This is a genomic window from Novosphingobium sp. MD-1, assembly GCF_001014975.1.
In the GTDB taxonomy this organism is placed as follows: Bacteria; Pseudomonadota; Alphaproteobacteria; order Sphingomonadales; family Sphingomonadaceae; genus Novosphingobium.
In genome coordinates this window covers 32,140-50,193 of sequence record NZ_BBXA01000022.1, presented here as the reverse complement: position 1 = coordinate 50,193, position 18,054 = coordinate 32,140, and the positions used below count along the sequence as shown (strand labels likewise).

Below are 18,054 nucleotides of genomic sequence, written 5' to 3'. Positions count from 1 at the left end.
CCCGTCGCTTCCAAACGGCACCGCGTGGCCGGGCGGGAAGCATTGCGGAGCGCCATGGCGATGCCAAGACGCCAGCGGCCGACACCGCCAAATCGGACCCAGTTGTGCCTGTCCGCCCCGCCGGGTGGGTCAGCCCGCGTCTTTCGCGATCGCGCGCGTCATGCCCAGTTCGTTCGCGGGCCGCGCCCGGCCGATCAGGTAGCCCTGCCCCTGCGCACATCCTTCGCCACGCAGGTAATCCAGCACCGTTTCCTCCTCGATGCCTTCGGCGGTGACGGTCAGGCCCAGGCTGTGGCCCAGACCGATGATCGCGCGCACCACCGCCTGCGAATTGGGCTCCTGATGCAAGTCGCGCACGAAGGACTTGTCGATCTTGATCTTGGTGAAGGGGTAGCTCAGCAGATAGCTGAGCGAGCTGTAGCCGGTGCCGAAATCGTCCATCGATATGCCCACGCCCAGCGCGCGGATCGATGCGATCATGCCGGAAACCTGCGGCCCCTTTTCCATCAGGACGGCTTCGGTGATTTCCAGCTCCAGCCGTCGCGGGTCCATGCCCGCCGACGACAGCGCCTGCACCACGATGCCCAGCAGGTTGGGCGAACGGAACTGGATGGGCGAGACATTGACCGCCAGCTTGACGTGCGCGGGCCACATCATCGCCTCGCGGCAGGCACTCTGCAGCACGAACTGGCCGACCACGTCGATCAGGCCGATTTCCTCGGCCAGGCCGATGAACGCGTCGGGCATCACCATGCCGCGCACGGGGTGGTGCCAGCGCACCAGCGCCTCGTAGCATTCGACCTCGCCGGTCGCGAGATCGATCAGCGGCTGATAGTGGACCGCCAGTTCGCCCAGCCGGATCGCCTTGCGGAAATCGGCCTCCAGCAAGCTCTTTTCCTGCGCGGCGACGTCCATGTCGCGCACGAAGCGGCGCATCGTGCCGCGCCGGTCGGCCTTGGCGGCATAGAGGGCCAGATCGGCGTAGCGCAGCAGCGTTTCCGGGTTGGCGGTATCGTCGGGTGCCGATGCCATGCCGATCGTGGCGCCGATATGCAGCGAACAGCCGCTGACGCTGAAAGTCTCCTTCATCGCGGTGATGATCGCCTTGGCGACGTAATCGACCGTCGTGCGCGACTGCCTTTCGAAGATCACCGCGAATTCGTCGCCGCCGATCCGGCACAGCAGGCCATCGTCGGGCACCAGGCTGGCCATGCGCCGCGCCGCCTCCGCCAACAGAGCATCGCCGACGAGATGGCCGAACGTGTCGTTGATCGGCTTGAAGTGATCGAGATCGATCAGCGCGACGGTCACCGACCGGCCGTTCTGGCGCACCCCGGTCAGCAGATCGCGCAGCCGCTCGCGGCAGTGCGCGCGGTTGGCAAGGCCGGTCAGCTCGTCATGCCGCGCCATGTGCGCGATGCGTGCCTCCACCTTGCGCCGCTCGGTCACGTCGAAGACCGAGGCGATCGTGGCCAGCCGGCCATCGAGCATCGACTGCCGCGTGAACAGGACCGATTCGAGTTCCTGCCCGTCCTTGCGCAGCTGACGCCAGAAGCGATCCTTCTGCGATCCGGTCGTCGCCAGCAGGCGCTGCGCCTCACTCCATTCCTCGGCCGCGAACAGGCGTTCCGCCGGTAGCCCCGCCAGTTCGGCAAGGTCATAGCCGAAATGATCGGCGGCGGCGGCGTTGGCCGAAACGATCGCGTCCTCCGCCGGATCATAGACCAGCAGCGGCACCGGATTGCTTTCGAACAGCAGGCGAAACGATTCCTCGCGCTGCTTCATCTCGGTGATGTCCACGCGCAGGCCGATGGTGCCGCCATCGCTGGTCTTGCGCTCCTCGATCATGATGCAGCGGCCGTCGGACAGCCATTGTTCGTGGCGATCGGCCGCGTGTTCCAGCCGGTCGAGCCGGTCGGCCAGCCATTCCTCCTCGCGCCCGTGCGCTTCGGGATAGTCGCCCCGGGCAATGCCTTCGCGCAGCGTGTCGACCAGCCGCGCCCCGCGCCGGAACAGGTCGGCAGACCGGTGATAGATGCGCGCGTATTCCTCGTTCCAGTGGATGTAGCGCCCTTCGGCATCGAGGAAGACGATGCCCTGCGGAAGCGCGTCCAGCGCCTCGCGGAACCGCTGCTCGGCCTGTCGCGCGGCTTCCTCGGCGGCGGCAACGGCGCGGGTGGCATCAAGCAGGAGGCCGGCTTCCCAAACCTCCTGTCCGCCACCCTCGTCGCCGTCACCCCAGTCGTTTGCCGGGAAACCACCCATCGCGTCCATTCGCCGCCCCTTCGGCCCGTTGCGCCCGGAGCAGGAAAATAGTCCGAAGTGGTTAATTATTTTCGCATTGCAACAAGCACTTGCAGACCGTTACCGCGATCAGTGCGCCGCGCCCCAACTGGCGCCGGTGCCGATCTCGACGCCCAGCGGAACCGAAAGTTTTACAGCGGGTTCCGCAGCGCCCGCCATGACCCGCTCGATCACCGGCTTAGCCGCCTCGACATCGCCTTCCGGCACCTCGAACACCAGTTCGTCGTGCACCTGCAGCAGCATACGGACGCCACCTAGCCCAGCCTCCTCCAGCGCGGGCATCATGCGCGCCATGGCCCGCTTGATGATGTCGGCGCTGGTGCCCTGGATCGGCGCGTTGATCGCCGCGCGCTCGCTACCTTGCCGCTCGGCCTGGTTCTTGGAATTGATGCGCGGGAACCAGGTCTTGCGGCCGAACAGGGTTTCCGAATAGCCGCGCTCGCGCACGCTCTCCAGCGTCTCGTGGATATAGCGCTGGATGCCGGGGAAGCGCTCGAAATAGCGATCGATCATCGCCTGCGCCTCTTCGGCGGAGGTGCCGAGCCGGCCGGCCAGGCCCCACCGGCTAATGCCATAGAGAATCGCGAAGTTGATCGTCTTGGCGCGCCCGCGCGTGTCGCGGTCGACATGGCCGAACATCTCGGTCGCGGTGCGCGCGTGGATGTCCTCGCCCGCCGCGAAGGCATCGCGCAGCGCCGGCACGTCGGCGATGTGCGCGGCCAGCCGCAATTCGATCTGCGAATAGTCGGCCGCCAGCAGCACATTGCCCGGCTCCGCCACGAACGCCTCGCGGATCTGGCGGCCGATCTCGGTGCGGATCGGGATGTTCTGGAGATTCGGCTCGTTCGACGAAAGCCGTCCGGTCTGCGCGCCGACCAGGCTGTAGCTGGTGTGGACGCGGCCGGTCACCGGATTGATCGCGGCCTGCAGCGCTTCGGTGTAGGTCGACTTGAGCTTGGACAGCTGGCGCCATTCCAGCACCAGCGTGGCCACTTCGGCGCCCTGCGCGGCCAGCCCTTCCAGCACGGACTGGTCGGTCGAATACTGCCCGGTCTTGCCCTTCTTGCCGCCCTTGTAGCCCAGCCGGTCGAACAGCACCTCGCCAAGCTGCTTGGGACTGCCGATCGTGAACGGGCCGCCCGCCTTGGCGTGAATCACGGTTTCCAGTTCGGCGATGCGGGCGGCAAACTCGGCTGAAAGCGCGGCCAGCCGCTCGCGGTCGACGCGGATACCGTTGCGCTCCATCATCGCCACCACCGGAATCAGCGGCCGGTCCACGCGCTGATAGATGCGCGTGCCGCCCTCGTCGGACAGGCGAGGCTGGAACAGGCGGTGGAGCCGCCAGGTGACGTCCGCGTCTTCCGCGGCATAGCGCGTGGCATCGGCCAGCGGCACTTCGGAAAACGAGATCGCCTTCTTGCCGGTGCCGCACAGGTCCTTGAACTTCATCGTGGCGTGGCCGAGGTGCCTTTCCGACAACTCGTCCATGCCGTGCCCGGCCAGGCCGGTTTCGCTGCGCCCGGCATCGAGGCAGAAGCTCATCACCATGGTATCGTCGATCGGCGCAACCGCGATGCCGCCGACCGCTTCTCCGGCCGCCTCCCCCGCGCGCGCGAGGATGGTGAGGTCGTACTTGATGTTCTGGCCCACTTTCAGCACCGCGTCGCTTTCCAGCAGCGGCTTGAGCGCGGCCAGCGCCGCGTTCCGGTCCACCTGCACCGGCTTTTCCGCGAACATGTCGGTGCCGCCATGGCCCAGCGGAATATAGCAGGCATCGTTGGGGCCAAGCGCCAGGCTCACCCCCACCAGATCCGCCGCCATCGCATCGAGCGCGCTGGTCTCGGTGTCGATCGCCACCACGCGGGCCTCGAACGCGCGGGCGATCCATTGCTCCAGTTCGCCGATCGACTGGACGCAGGCATAGCGGCCCAGATCGGGCGCGGGCCATTCGGGCAGCGGCTGCCGGTTCGCGCTTTCGGGCTGCACCGGCGCCACGCCTCCGGCCCCCGCGCCTTCCCCGGTGATCGGCGCGGCGGACACGGGGGCCAGCGCGCCGACGCCCAGCTTGCGCAGCAGGCTGGTGAAGCCGTGTTCGCCCAGGAACGCCGCCAGCGGATCGGGCGGAATCGCGCCCAGCGTGAAATCGTCGAGCGGCAGCGGCAGGTCACAATCTTCCTTCAGCGCCACCAGTTCGCGCGAAAGGCGCGCCATCGGCGCCTGTTCGATCAGGCTTTCGCGCAGCTTGCCGGCTTTCATCGCCGGCGCGGCGGCCAGCGCGGATTCGAGATCGCCATGCTCCTGGATCAGCTTCGACGCGGTCTTGGGGCCGATGCCGCGAATGCCGGGCACGTTGTCCACCGCATCGCCCATCAGCGCGAGGACATCGCCCACCTTCTCCGGCGGCACGCCGAATTTCTCGATCACTTCGGGCACGTCGATCCGCTGGTTCTTCATCGTGTCCAGCATGTCGATCCGCGCGCCGTTGGCGGCGGTGCCGACCAGCTGCATCAGGTCCTTGTCGGACGAAACGATCGTCACGTCCCACCCGCGCGCGGCCGCGGCGCGGGCATAGGACGCGATCAGGTCGTCCGCTTCCAGCCCGGCCTCCTCGATGCAGGGCAGGCTGAACGCGCGCGTGGCATCGCGGATCAGCGGGAACTGCGGCACCAGATCCTCGGGCGGGGGCGGGCGGTTGGCCTTGTAGGCCTCGTACAGATCATTGCGGAACGAGACCGAGCCCTTGTCGAGAATCACGCCCAGGTGGGTCGGCCCGTCCGCCTTGTGGAGATCATCGGCCAGCTTCCACAGCATCGTGGTGTAGCCATAGACCGCGCCGACCGGCACGCCCTGCGGGTTGGTGAGCGGGGGCAGGCGGTGATAGGCGCGGAAGATGTAGGCCGAGCCATCGACCAGGTAGAGGTGCTGCCGGGAACTGTTGGTGCCGTCCATCGCGGCGGTGTACCCGCTTGCGCGGCGGAACGGAAGGTGCAGGAGGCCGGTTGCGGAGGGAACGGCTCGCCGCTTGTACAGGGCGGACTATCGCACACGCTACCGACGAAAAAAGCCTTCCTCCTCCGCGCGATGCACGGTGAAAGGCATTTCATGTTCGTCTTATGCTTGCAAGGGAATGAATTGCCGATTAATTGAGGTCCCGAAGTCTACCCCACGAGTAGGCTTTGCGGCGGGCTGCTTGCCCGGCGCGGTTCACTTCAATCCAGGGATTGTAACGCATGCGCAAGCTCATCCTCGCCGCTGTCGCCGGCACCGCTTTCACCCTCGCCGGCTGCGGCGAAAAGGCTCCGGAAGCTACCGAAGCCGCCACCGAAGCCGCTGTTGAATCGTCGGACGTCGCTGCTGACGCCTCGGCTGAAGCCAGCGCTCCGGCTGCTGACGCCTCGGCTGAAGCGAGCGAAGCCGCGAAGATGTAATCCCCGCCCGCAAGGGCAGGATACAGATAGAGGGGCGTGGCCTTGCGGCCGCGCCCCTTTCTCTTTGGCGATCTGAATCGCGCGCGGACGCGGAGCATGAACAACCCACCCCGCTGCGACTAACGCCGCCTGCGGCAGCGCAAGTCTCGCTCCCCCTCCCGCATGCGGGAGGGGCTGCCCCTTATTCTCCCCTCCCGCTCGCGGGAGGGGTTGGGGGTGGGCAGCAAACGCCATGACCGCCAACAAAAAAGGCGCCGCTTGCGCGACGCCTCCCTTGTTTCGCGGTGCGATGCCTCAGCGGCGCGCGACTTCCTGCAGCGAACGGCCCAGCGGCTGGCTATAGCCATCGTACAGAACGCGCGCGACCTGCGCGATCAACGCCGAGTGCGGCCCGTGGCCTTCCGGCCCCGCCACGAACACCACCATGGCAAGGTGGCGCCCATCGGGCAGCCGCACGATGCCGACGTCGTCGGTCACGCCGGCCAGCGTGCCGGTCTTGTGCGCCACCAGCGTCCCTTCGGGGAGGCCAGCGCGAATGCGGTTGCGGCCGGTGCTGGTGCGCGTCATCGTATCGAGCAGAACCGCGCGGCTTTCGGGATTGAGCGCACCGCCGCGGTCGATCGCGGCCAGCAGCGCCAGCATGGCGCGCGGTGTGCTGCTGGTGCGGGTATCGATCACCGTCGCCGGGTTGACCTTGCCATCGTCGCGCACCAGCGTCGCCATCGTGTGGTCGAGCCGCTGGCCGACGATCCCCTTGCGCGTCAACCACTGGTTGACCGGGGCGATGCCGCCGATCGCGGCGATGATCCCGTCGGTCGCCTGGTTGTTGCTGCGCGTAATCATGAGTTCCATGAGTTCCTGCGCGGTCATCACCGGCCCGGCGCGCACCGGAGCGATGGGGCTGCGCGCGCCGGCGCGTTCGGCCACCGACAGCATCATCGGGAAACGCTGATCGAGGCGGAAACGCCCCTGCTCCACGCCTTCGAGGAACGTGGCCGCCACCGCGATCTTGGCGGTGCTGGCCATGGGGAACGGCATGTCGCCATTGAGGAATATCTGCCCGCCACCATCGAGGTCCATCGCGGCCACGCCGATCCGGCCCCGGCTTTGCGAGGCGATCGCGGCGATCTGCTGCTGGATGATGATGTCACGCTGATCCTGCAGCGTGACGGGCGGACGTGACTGGACCGCCGGCGTGGCGCCCAGCGCCGGCAAGGCAAGCGCAGCGGCGGCCAGAAGCTTGGTGAAGCGACTCTTCATGTGACCGTTATGACCCCGACCCGATTTACCCATCGTTACTGGAATCTAACTTATTGCAAATGTTAGGCGAAGATCGTTTCAAAACGGTCCGTCGCCTCTCTCGCCCGGCTGGTCGGCGTTTGGCGCGGCAAAACGGCGACAGTCGGCAATCGGCGGTTCCCGCTGGACTTTAATCGATCGATTAAGATAATGCTCCCGTCCGGCACGAACCGGACGATGGAGAGGGCGAATGGCAGGCACGGATTCCGACGATGAAGCCGGAAGCGCCGCGGCCGATTTCGTCGCGCGGCTCGGGGCCGTCATGGCGCGGGCGGGGCTGGCCGGCACGATCGTTTCACCGCAACGCCTGTCGGGCGGCGCCAATATGGAAAGCTGGCTGTTCGGCTGCGCGGGGCCGCAGGGCGAAGGACGATTCGTGCTGCGCCGCGCGCCTTCGGCGGAATGGCTCGCCACGCGCGCGCTTCACATGGACGGAGAGGCCGCGCTGGTCCGCCATGCCCATGCCGGCGGTGTGCCCGCGCCGGAAATCGTCGCCGAGCTGACACCGGAAGACGGTTTCGGCATCGGCTTCATCATGCGCTGCCTGCCCGGCACCGCCAGCCCGCCGGACATTCTCGCCCAGGCGGCGGACGGGTTGATAGACGAAATCGCGGGTGCGCTGGCCGCGATTCACCGGCTCGATACCGCGCCGCTCGGCTTTCTGCCCCGGCTCGATCCCGCCGAAGGCGTGGACGGGCTGGCCGCGCAGTTCGAACAGGCCGGCGGTGACCGCCCGGTGATCGCGCTCGGCCTCGCCTGGCTGCGCGCCAACCTTCCGCCGCCATGCCCGCCGCGCGTGGTCCACGGCGATCTGCGGCTGGGCAATATCCTGGTCGATCAGGGCCACCTCTCCGGGGTGCTGGACTGGGAGCTGGCGCATCTGGGCGACAGCCACGAGGACCTTGCCTATGGCTGCATGACGGTGTGGCGCTTCGGCCGGCTCGACCGACCCGCCTTCGGCCTGGCCGCGCTGGAGCACTATTTCGCCGCCTACCGCGCCGCCGGTGGGGAAAGCGTCGATCCCGTGCGCTTCCGCTTCTGGCTGGTCTATCGCACCGTGTGGTGGGCGCTCGGCTGCATGGCGATGGCGCAATCCTGGCGCGCGCGCACCGACCGTTCGCTGGAGCGCGTCGTCATATCACGCCGCACCAGCGAGCAGGAGCTCGACTTGCTGCTGCTGCTCGAAGAAGGCGCGCCCGAAGCCGAACGTGCGCGCGCGCTGCCACCTCCCCCTCCGCCCGCCGCCGGTTCCGCTGGCGAGGCGAGCGCGGCCGAAATCCTCACCGCGATTTCCGAATGGCTGGGCGAAGCAGTCAAGCCCAGGCTGGACGGGCGCGACCGGTTCGATCTGGCCGTCGCGCGCAACGCGCTGGGCATCGTCCAGCGCGAACTGGCCGGTCGCCCCGATCCGGCGGACCGCGCGCTGGCCGACGATGTGCTGGCCGGACGCGCAACGCTCGCCACGCCGGGGCTGCTCGCGCGCCTGCGCCGCGCCGCGCTCGACCGGCTCGCCGCCGACATGCCGAAATATCCGGCGCTGGCCCCGGCCCGCGCGCAATGGGAGCAATGCTGATGGATTTCGATCTCCCGGCCGATCTGGTCGCCTACCTCGCCGAACTCGACGCCTTCATCACGGCCGAGATCACGCCGCTGGAGCAGGCGGACGACAATATCCGCTTCTTCGACCATCGCCGCGAATGGGCGCGCACCGATTTCGAGAACGGCGGCTTGCCCCGCCACGAATGGGAGGAACTGCTGACCGAGGCCACCCGCCGCGCCGACGCCGCCGGCCACTGGCGCTTTTCCGCACCGAAGAAGTACGGCGGCAAGGACGGCTCCAACCTGTGGATGGCGGTGATCCGCGAACACTTTGCTGCCAAGGGGCTGGGCCTGCACAACGATCTCCAGAACGAGCACTCGATCGTCGGCAATTTCCCGTTCGTCGCCATGTTCGAACACTTCGGCACGCCCGAACAGCAGCAGGAATTCATCTTCGGCGGGTTCGAACGCCGCCGCCGGGTGGCCTTCGGCCTGACCGAGCCGGAGCACGGTTCCGACGCGACCCACATGGAAACCCGCGCGGTGCGCGAAACGCGCGATGGCGTGCCCGGCTGGCGCATCGATGGCGAGAAGATGTGGACCACCGGGATGCACGTCGCCACGCATTGCGCCACGTTCGCGCGCACCAGCGGGCAGGACGGGGAAGCCAAGGGCATCACCTGCTTCCTCGTACCCAACCCCGCCGACGGGCTGGTGATCGAGGAATACCTGTGGACCTTCAACATGCCCACGGATCACCCGCGCGTGTCGTTCACCAACGTCTGGGTGCCCGATAGCGCGGTGCTCGGGCCGGTCGACGGCGGCCTCGCCATCGCGCAGAGCTTCGTCCACCAGAACCGTATCCGCCAGGCCGCCTCCTCATTGGGTGCGGCCACGTTCTGCGTCGAGGAAGCGGTCCGCTACGCGCGCGAACGCAAGCCGTTCGGCGAGGATCTCGCCCGCAACCAGGCCATCCAGTTCCCGCTGGTGGAGCTTGCCACCCAGTGCGAGATGCTGCGCCTGCTGATCCGCAAGACCGCGTGGCAGATGGACCGGATGGAGCACCGCCAGATCGAGCGCGAGCTGTCCGACAAGGTCTCGATGTGCAACTACTGGGCGAACCGGCTGGTCTGCGAAGCGGCGGACCGCGCGATGCAGGTCCATGGCGGCATCGGCTATTCGCGGCACAAGCCGTTCGAGCACATCTTCCGCCACCACCGCCGCTATCGCATCACCGAAGGGGCCGAGGAAATCCAGATGCGCAAGGTGGGGGGCTACCTGTTTGGCTACATGGGGCCGCGCAAGAGCCAGTTCGGCTGAGGCCCCTCCGTCACGCCGGGGGGGACGCTTGGCCCGGCTCCCCGGCGAACAGCCGCGCGATCACCGGCGTGATCGCGATGCGTTTCGCCCCGGCCGGGCGGTAGGCGGGCTTGGCCACGTCATAGACCAGCGCGGTGCCGTCGGCGGTCCACACGCCGTCGAAGAACAGCGCCTCTTCCCGCTGGCGGCGCGGCAGCAGCGCGGCCGGGCGCGCCCAGTCCAGCATGGCGGCGCGGGCGCCCGGCGCATCGCCGGCCACGAAGCGGCGGACCCAGCCAGCCCGCGCGATCGCCCCGGTGTTCCAGTGGAACGAAAGCGCGGCGCCCAGCTGCGGCTCGGTCAGCTCCAGCGCGCCGAACGCCGCCAGCACCGCCGGCAGGTATTTCGTCCGCAGCAACCACAGCAACACCGCCAGGCAGCGCTCCAGCGGCTGCGGATTGTCCTTATAGCGCGGAAAGACCGCGTGCCCCGAAGCCTGGGTGATCCCCACGCTCCAGGTCCACACGCCCACGCTGTCGCGATAGGCTTCGCGCGCCACGCCTTCGTGGGCGATCAGTTCAAGGACAATCCGGGGGGTCAGGTCGCGCATGGCTCGTTCCGCCAAAAGCCAGGCTCATGGCGCAGGACGGCCCGTGTAGGACAGCGCAATTGCAACCCATCACGCCGCGCCGGAAAAAGGGAACGGCCCGCCCCCGGAAAGGGAGCGGGCCGTCCGCTATCCGTGCTGTGGCGTTATCCGCTCAGGCGAAGGCGGCCTTCAGGTCGTCCACCAGATCGAGCCGTTCCCACGGGAAGAAATCGCCCTCGGCCTTGCGCCCGAAGTGGCCATAGGCGGCGGTGGGCTGATAGATCGGCTTGTTGAGACCCAGATGCGTGCGGATCGCGCGCGGAGTCAGACCGCCCAGCTTGGCGATGCCCTTGATCGCCTGTTCGATCCGGTCGTCGCCCACGGTGCCCGTGTCGTGCGTGTCGACATAGAGCGAGAGCGGTTCGGACACGCCGATGGCATAGGCGATCTGGATCGTGCAGCGCGTGGCAAGGCCCGCCGCGACCACGTTCTTGGCAAGGTAGCGAGTGATGTAGGCCGCCGAACGGTCGACCTTGGTCGGGTCCTTGCCCGAGAACGCGCCGCCGCCGTGCGGGCTGGCGCCGCCATAGGTATCGACGATGATCTTGCGCCCGGTCAGGCCGGCGTCGCCATCGGGGCCACCGATCTCGAACGAGCCGGTCGGGTTGATGTAGTACACCGTCTCGCGCAGCAGCACCGGCGGGATCACCTCGGCGATCACCCGCTTCACATAGGCGTGCAGTTCGGCTTCCTTGTCGCCCTCGTCATAGCCCGGCGCGTGCTGGGTCGAGACGACGACCGCCGTCGCGGCGACCGGCAGCGAGCCTTCGTAGCGCAGCGTGACCTGGCTCTTGGCGTCAGGTTCGAGGAACGGCGCCGCGCCCGAATGGCGGTCGGCGGCCATGCGTTCCAGGATCTTGTGGCTGTAATAGAGCGTCGCCGGCATCAGGTCGGGCGTCTCGTCGGTGGCATAGCCGAACATGATGCCCTGGTCGCCGGCGCCTTCGTCCTTGTTGTCAGCGGCGTCCACGCCCTGCGCGATGTGGGCCGACTGGCCGTGCAGGCGGTTGATGAACTCGAACTTTTCCCAGTGGAAGCCGTCCTGCTCATAACCGATCCGCTTTACCGTATCGCGCACGGTCTTCTCGATCTCCGCCTGCGCGCCCGGCGCCCAGGCGCCGTTTTCATAGACGCCCTTGCAGCGGATCTCGCCGGCCAGCACGACCAGCTGTGTGGTGGTCAGCGTTTCGCAGGCGATGCGCGCTTCCGGGTCCTTGGACAGGAACAGGTCGACGATGGCGTCGCTGATCTGGTCCGACACCTTGTCGGGATGGCCTTCGGAGACGCTTTCGGAAGTAAACAGGTAATCGCCGCGCATTGCACCATCCGATATAAAGGTTTCTTTATGTGTGTGCGTCTAGCGCCACCGGCGGCGGCTGGCAACCAGCGCGATGCAAAGAAGAACTCCGGCCCAGCAAAGCGGAAGCAGGTTACCCATCCGCGCGAACAGAGTGGGCGGGTGGACGGGCGGCACAAAACCGTCGAGCCGCCCGGCATGGTGCGACGGCAGGAACTGGCGCACCGCCCCGTCGGCATCGATTACCGCGCTGATGCCGGTGGTAGTGGCGCGCAGCACCGGAATGCCTTCCTCGATCGCGCGCATCCGCGCCTGCGCCAGATGCTGCGGCGGCCCCCAGCGTCCAAACCAGCCGTCGTTGGTGGGGTTGAACAGGTAATCGGGGCGGTTGCCGCGATCGATCACGTGGCCGGAAAAGATGATCTCGTAGCAGATCTGGAAGCCCGCCTTGCCCCATCCGCCATCCGCCACCGGGCCGAAATCGACCGTGCGCGGGCCGGGGCCGGCCAGGAAATCGACACTGCCCGCCACCAGCCGCGACAGGCCGATCGGCTCCAGCAGCTCCCGCATCGGCAGGTATTCGCCATAGGGCACCAGATGCGCCTTGGCGTAGCTGCCCCGGATCACGCCCGCGCCATCGAGCGCGGTCACCACGTTGTAGGCACCGGTCACCTTGCCCCGCGTGAAGACCAGATCGGCCGCGCCGGTCAGGAGCAACCCGCGCGCGCCGATCACGCGCCCGATCCGCGCGCGCGCCAGCGCGGGGTCGGCGGCATAGGTCGTCTCTTCGTACCAGCGGCGGGCATAGCCCGGCCGCAGATAGTCCGGCACGCCCGATTCCGGCCACAGCACCAGCCGCGTCCGGCGCGGATCGGGCGCGAGCGAGAGGCCGGCGGTCACGCGGAACTGGTCCTCGAACGTGCGCGGATCGTTAAGGTCTTCCTGCCGCGTGTTGGGCTGGACCAGCGTGAAGGGCAGCGTGCCCTGTTCCGCCCCACCGTGCAGCGGCAGCAGGAACAGCACCACCGGCAGCGCGGCGTGCAGGCCCGCCGCTACCCAGCGCCCTGCGGCGACAGCACGGCCCGCGAACAGCCACTGCGCGGCCAGCAGGATCACCAGCGCGGAAAGCCCATACGTGCCGGTCCACGGCGCCGCCATGGCCAGGCCCGGCCGCGTGAACCCGCCCAGCGCGATCATGCCCAGCGGATTCCACGCAAAGCCGGTGAAGGCCCAGCCGCGCAGCCACTCGCTGACGATCCAGCACGCGGCGAAAGCCGGAACCAGCGCCGCCCGCCCGCCCCGTCCCAACCAGCGTCGCGACAGCCACCACGCGGCCAGCGCGCCCAGCGCGGGAAACACGGCGAGGTAGAGCGCGAGCAGCACAACCGCGATCCAGCCCAGCCACGCCGGCATTTCCGCCTGGTACGTGAACGCCGTGGCGATCCAGTTGTTGCCGAGCGTGAAATGGCCGACGCCGAAGGCCCAGCCCAGCAGAGCCGCGTGCCGCGCGCTGCGCGCGCCGGCGAGCAGGTGCATCAGCCAGGCCAGCCCGGCCAGCGCCAGCGGCCACAGTGCCAGCGGCTGGAAACCGGTGGCGGCGATCGCGCCGCCAAGCACTGCGCCTGCCGGACTGTGCGACCAGATGCCCGGCCATTCCGGCAGGGGGCGATGAATCGGGGAGCGACGCGTCATCGCGCCCGCTATGGCGAGCGCGACGCGCGACCGCAAGCAATCACCCCGCCGGTAGGATTCCGATCACGGGGATTGCGGTAATCAGGCTTCGGAGACTTCCGGCGCGGGATTCTTGCGCGGACGGCCACGGCGCTTCGGCGCAGGGGCGGCGTCCTCGGCCGCTGGAGCCTCGATGGGCAGCTCGGGTTCGCTGCGCGCACCGATCGCCGGCGGCAGGATCGCCGCGTCGAACGTGGGCGCGGCCTCGGCCTTCTTCACCGCCGGTTCGCGGCGCGGACGGCGTTCGGCGCGCGGACGGGCGGCCGGTTCTTCGGCAGCCACCGGCGCTTCCTCGGGCTGCTGCGCCGCGGGCTGTTCCTGCTGGGCACGGCGTTCGCCACGCGGGCGCAGGCCACGCGCCGCGCGGGCATCGCGCACGAACGGGTTGTCGGAAGGGCCGGCCATCGGCTCGCCCTCATCGGCCCGAACACCCTCGTCCACGCGGAACGGATCGGCCTGCTGCACATCGGCGGAAGAGGCCTCGTCCTGCTGCGCCGTCTCGCGCTCAAAGCGGCGGCGCGGTTCGCGATTGTCGCGCCCGTCCCGGCTGTCCCGGTTATCGCGGCTCTCGCGGTTGTCCCGGCCTTCCCGGCTGTCACGGGGCTCGCGCTGTTCCCGCGGTTCGCGGAACTCGCGCTGCTCGTCGCGGCGCGAAGGCGCGCGATCGAACGCGGGGAAATCGCCTTCCACGCTGAAGTCGAGCGAATCGTCGTCGCCCTCCGGCTCCTGCCAGCGTTCGCCGTTGCCGCGCTGGCGCTGTTCTTCCTGCCGGACGCGGGTGTCGGCGATCACACGGAAGTAGTGATCGGCGAACTGGAGATAGTATTCGGCCTGAACGCGGTCGCCATTAAGGTGCGCGTCCTGCGCCAGCTTGCGATACTTCTCAAGCAGCTGGGGGGCGTTGCCCCGGGCGCGACTGTCAATGCGGTTGAGCTGCTGACCGCCACCCTGAGCACGGTTGTTACCGCGACCCCGCCGGCGGTTGTTACCACGATTGTTATTCAACTCAGGCACTTCCTTGCTTGGGGCGGCCCCATTGCAACGTCCGTTGAATCAGAATGCCGCACAACCCTCCGCCACAGTCCCGGCCTTCGGAACGTGGAACCCAGCATCTGCTTTCGGCCGACCCGAAAAGGCCGGTCTTTCCTGCAAATGGTGGAACTGGCCGGGACGGGAAGCCTTCATCCGTCGCCCTGCCTGACAAGCCTCCTAATCGGCGGACGATGCCTTGCCAAGCGAAATCTTGGGTAAAATCGCCATTTCGAGCGCGCGCGGACGGCCGCCCAGATCGTGGTGCAGCCGCGCCGAAAGACCGGCCCCGGCGGCCAGCGCGGCCACCGCTTCGGCCTGCCGCCAGCCGATCTCGACCAGCGCCACGCCGCCGGGCGCAAGCAGCCCCGGCAGTTGCGGCACCAGCACGCGGTAGGCGTCGAGTCCCTCCGCCCCCGCGAACAGCGCGCCGGCCGGTTCGTGATCGCGCACCACCGCTTCCAGCTCGGCCGCATCTTCCACATAGGGCGGGTTGGCGAGGATCAGGTCGAACCGGTCGAGCCCGGATGCCCAGCCCGGCACGTCCCAGTCGCGCTCGTGGAACATGGCCCGCGCCGCCAGCCCGGTGCGCTCCGCATTGCCGGCAGCGACGGCCAGCGCGCCGGGCGAACGGTCGATGCCCACCCCCCGCGCCTCGGGCAGCGCGCTCAACACCGCCAGCAGCAGCGCGCCCGAACCGGTGCCGCAATCGAGCACGCGGCGCGCAGCGGGCCGGGCGGCAAGCGCCGCTTCCACCAGCGTTTCGGAATCCGCGCGCGGGATCAGCACGTCCGGCGTCACCGCCAGGTCCAGGCTCCAGAACTCCGCATGGCCCATGATGTAGGCAACCGGCTCGCTCGCCCGCCGCCGCGCGAACAGCGGCTCGAACGCGGGTGGCGCGGGATCGCGCATGTGGCGCAGCAGCAGGTCCGATCGCGATACGCCCAGCGCGTGGGCCATCAGCAGTTCCACGTCGAGCCGCGCGGTCGATGCGCCCGGCCCCAGCGCCGCGGCGGCATCGCGCAGCCGCTCGGCCACGGTCATGCGTCCATCGCCGCCAGCCGCTTGGCCTGGTCCTCGGCGGTCAGCGCGTCGATCAGCTCGCCCAGCCCCGGCCCTTCGAGGATCTCGGGCAGGCGGTGCAGCGTCAGGTTGATGCGGTGGTCGGTCACGCGCCCTTGCGGGAAGTTGTAGGTGCGGATGCGTTCGGAGCGGTCGCCCGATCCCACCATGGCCTTGCGCGCTTCGGCCTCCTCGCCCTGCGCGGCTTCGCGCTGCGCCTCGAACAGGCGGGCGCGCAGGACCTGCATCGCCTTGTCCTTGTTCTTGTGCTGGCTGCGCCCGTCCTGACAGGTGACGACCGTGCCGGTGGGCAGGTGGGTGATGCGCACCGCCGAATCGGTGGTGTTCACATGCTGCCCGCCCGCACCGCTGGCGCGATAGACATCGATCTTGAGATCCTTGTCCTCGATGCGGATATCCACCTCATCGGGTTCGGGCAAGACGGCAACCGTTGCGGCGGAAGTATGGATGCGCCCGCCCGATTCGGTAACCGGCACGCGCTGCACGCGGTGGACGCCGCTTTCGAACTTCAGCTTGGCGAAGACGCCGCTGCCGGTAACGTTGGCAACGACTTCCTTGTAGCCGCCCAGATCGTTGGCGTTGACCGAGACGACTTCCACCCGCCAGCCCTGCTCGGCGGCGTACTTTTCGTACATGCGGAACAGGTCTGCGGCGAAAAGCGCGGCCTCGTCCCCGCCAGTGCCGGCGCGGATTTCCAGCATGGCCGGGCGGCTGTCGGCGGTGTCGCGCGGCAGCATGGCGACGGCCAGGCGATGCTCGGCCTCGGGCAGGTCGGCCGACAGCCGCGCCATCTCCTCTTCGGCCAGCGCGCGCATGTCGGGGTCCGGCTCGTCGAGTGCCGACAGGCTGGCGAGCTCGCCGCGCATCGCGCCGACGGCAGCGGCGGCCCGCGCCACCGGCTCCAGCTCGGCATAGTCACGGCTGGCGGCGATGAACTCCGCGCCTTCCAGCGTCCCCGAAGCCAGCCGCGCCTCCAGCTCCGCGAACCGCGCGCCGATCTGGGCAAGGCGGGTATCGGAGATGCTCATGCCGCTTTCTGGACCGTAACCCAAGGACCAACGACGAGGCCGTCGGGCAAATCAAAACTGAAGCCGTCCTGACTCAGTACAGCGCCAATCACTTCCAACCATTGGGGTGCCTCGGCAGTCCCAGTTAGAGCCAGCTTCACCGCGTAGGTCTGAGCGGGCGCCGATTGCGGAACTTGAACTGTTACGATAACTTGGGCGTTATCAGCTCTTGCTTTTTCAAAGCGCCTCTGCCGCTTGCCGCGACAATAAAGCTCGGCGCTGATGTGTAACCGACGAAGTTGTGCGCACAACCATTGAGAGAATGGCTCCGCTTCAACCGCTTCAACCACAACGCCTACCTTCAGTACATCGGCAGCCATCCCGCCCGCATCCCCCACCAGCATCGCCAGCCGCTCGACGCCCGCCGCCCACCCGACGGCCGGGGTGTGCGGCCCGCCCAGCGTCTCGATCAGCCCGTCATAGCGGCCGCCGCCCAGCACGGTGCCTTGCGCGCCCAGCCGGTCGGTGACGAATTCGAACGCCGTGTGGCGGTAATAGTCCAGCCCGCGCACCAGCGCCGGCGCGCGCGTCCAGGCGACGCCCGCCGCGTCCAGCCCGGCGGTCACCTTGCCGAAGAAGTCCTGCGCCTCGGCCCCGAGGAACGCGTCGATCTTCGGCGCGTCCGCGACGAAGACCTTGTCGCGCGGGTCCTTGCTGTCGAGGATGCGCAGCGGGTTCTTTTCCAGCCGCTCCTGCGAATCCTCGCTCAGCTCGCCCTTCACGGCGCGGAAGTATTCGATCAGCGCGGCGCGCCACGCCTCGCGGCTTTCCGCATCGCCCAGCGTGTTGAGCTGCAGCGTCACGCCGTCGGCGATGCCCAGTTCCTTCAGCAGCTGGTCCGCCATCACCAGCAGTTCCACGTCGGCCTGCGGTTCGGCCGCGCCGATCACTTCGGCGTCGAGCTGGTGGAACTGGCGGTAACGGCCCTTCTGCGGCCGTTCGTAGCGGAACAGCGGCCCGTGCGTCGCCACCTTGACCGGGGCATATTGCTGCCAGCCGTTGGTCAGGTAGGCGCGGGCGAGGCCGGCGGTGAATTCCGGGCGCAGCGTCAGCGATTCCCCGCCGCGATCCTCGAAGCTGTACATTTCCTTGGACACGACATCGGTCGTCTCGCCCAGTGAGCGGCTGAACACGGCGGTCTTTTCGAACACCGGCATTTCCGCGCGGCGGAAGCGGTACAGCTTGCGCACGCGTTCGAAGGTCTCGACCACGAAGGCGAAGGCCTCGGCGTCGGCACCGAAAATGTCCTGCGTGCCGCGAATGGCCTGGGGCGTCTGAATCTGGCTCATGGCCCGCGCGATTAGCCGCATTGTGGTCCCACGAAAAGGG

At 68.3% G+C, this 18,054-nt stretch carries 13 protein-coding genes; 3 read left to right on the top strand and 10 right to left on the bottom strand.

Annotated features, from left to right (window positions below):
- Positions 1-129: 129 nt before the first annotated feature.
- Positions 130-2,274, bottom strand: coding sequence for a bifunctional diguanylate cyclase/phosphodiesterase (locus tag NMD1_RS07910; protein WP_223806703.1), 2,145 nt, complete (start codon positions 2,272-2,274; stop codon positions 130-132).
- A 99-nt stretch (positions 2,275-2,373) separates the two neighbouring features.
- The gene (gene polA / locus NMD1_RS07905) at positions 2,374-5,253 is read right to left on the bottom strand and encodes a DNA polymerase I (protein WP_125954326.1); all 2,880 of its coding nucleotides are present in this window, start codon (positions 5,251-5,253) and stop codon (positions 2,374-2,376) included.
- 281 nt (positions 5,254-5,534) lie between these two features.
- Between polA and NMD1_RS07900 the strand changes: the two genes are divergently transcribed.
- Positions 5,535-5,732, top strand: a complete 198-nt coding sequence (locus tag NMD1_RS07900; RefSeq protein ID WP_124810120.1) for a hypothetical protein — start codon at positions 5,535-5,537, stop codon at positions 5,730-5,732.
- 294 nt (positions 5,733-6,026) lie between these two features.
- Here NMD1_RS07900 and NMD1_RS07895 read toward each other — a convergent pair whose 3' ends face one another.
- A complete protein-coding gene (locus NMD1_RS07895) occupies positions 6,027-6,992 on the bottom strand; it encodes a serine hydrolase (protein ID WP_125954325.1) in 966 nt (321 codons plus the stop codon).
- A 229-nt stretch (positions 6,993-7,221) separates the two neighbouring features.
- Between NMD1_RS07895 and NMD1_RS07890 the strand changes: the two genes are divergently transcribed.
- The gene (locus NMD1_RS07890) at positions 7,222-8,604 is read left to right on the top strand and encodes a phosphotransferase (RefSeq protein ID WP_125954324.1); all 1,383 of its coding nucleotides are present in this window, start codon (positions 7,222-7,224) and stop codon (positions 8,602-8,604) included.
- Complete coding sequence (locus NMD1_RS07885; RefSeq protein WP_125954323.1) at positions 8,604-9,890, top strand: acyl-CoA dehydrogenase family protein; 1,287 nt, start codon at positions 8,604-8,606, stop codon at positions 9,888-9,890. The genes NMD1_RS07890 and NMD1_RS07885 overlap by 1 nt, the downstream gene beginning before the upstream one ends.
- A 10-nt stretch (positions 9,891-9,900) precedes the next feature.
- Here the strand turns inward: NMD1_RS07885 and NMD1_RS07880 are convergent, their stop codons facing one another.
- From NMD1_RS07880 to hisS, 7 genes are all read right to left on the bottom strand, one after another.
- Positions 9,901-10,479: a lysozyme gene (locus NMD1_RS07880; RefSeq protein ID WP_125954322.1), complete on the bottom strand. Its 579-nt coding sequence runs from the start codon at positions 10,477-10,479 to the stop codon at positions 9,901-9,903.
- Positions 10,480-10,630: 151 nt separating this feature from the next.
- Positions 10,631-11,836 (bottom strand): methionine adenosyltransferase, encoded by a 1,206-nt coding sequence (gene metK / locus NMD1_RS07875; RefSeq protein WP_125954321.1) that lies wholly within the window; start codon positions 11,834-11,836, stop codon positions 10,631-10,633.
- Between the two features lie 39 nt (positions 11,837-11,875).
- Positions 11,876-13,507 carry an apolipoprotein N-acyltransferase gene (lnt, locus tag NMD1_RS07870; protein ID WP_125954320.1) on the bottom strand — a complete coding sequence of 544 codons (1,632 nt, stop codon included), beginning with the start codon at positions 13,505-13,507 and terminating at the stop codon, positions 11,876-11,878.
- Between the two features lie 81 nt (positions 13,508-13,588).
- Entirely contained in the window at positions 13,589-14,551 is a 963-nt protein-coding gene (locus NMD1_RS07865; RefSeq protein ID WP_125954319.1) for a DUF4167 domain-containing protein, read from the bottom strand.
- A 204-nt stretch (positions 14,552-14,755) separates the two neighbouring features.
- Positions 14,756-15,619 carry a peptide chain release factor N(5)-glutamine methyltransferase gene (gene prmC, locus NMD1_RS07860; protein WP_125954318.1) on the bottom strand — a complete coding sequence of 288 codons (864 nt, stop codon included), beginning with the start codon at positions 15,617-15,619 and terminating at the stop codon, positions 14,756-14,758.
- Entirely contained in the window at positions 15,616-16,686 is a 1,071-nt protein-coding gene (prfA, locus tag NMD1_RS07855; protein WP_125954317.1) for a peptide chain release factor 1, read from the bottom strand. Before prfA ends, prmC begins: the two co-directional genes overlap by 4 nt.
- Positions 16,683-18,014, bottom strand: a complete 1,332-nt coding sequence (gene hisS, locus NMD1_RS07850) for a histidine--tRNA ligase (protein WP_125954316.1) — start codon at positions 18,012-18,014, stop codon at positions 16,683-16,685. The genes prfA and hisS overlap by 4 nt, the downstream gene beginning before the upstream one ends.
- Between the last annotated feature and the right edge of the window lie 40 nt (positions 18,015-18,054).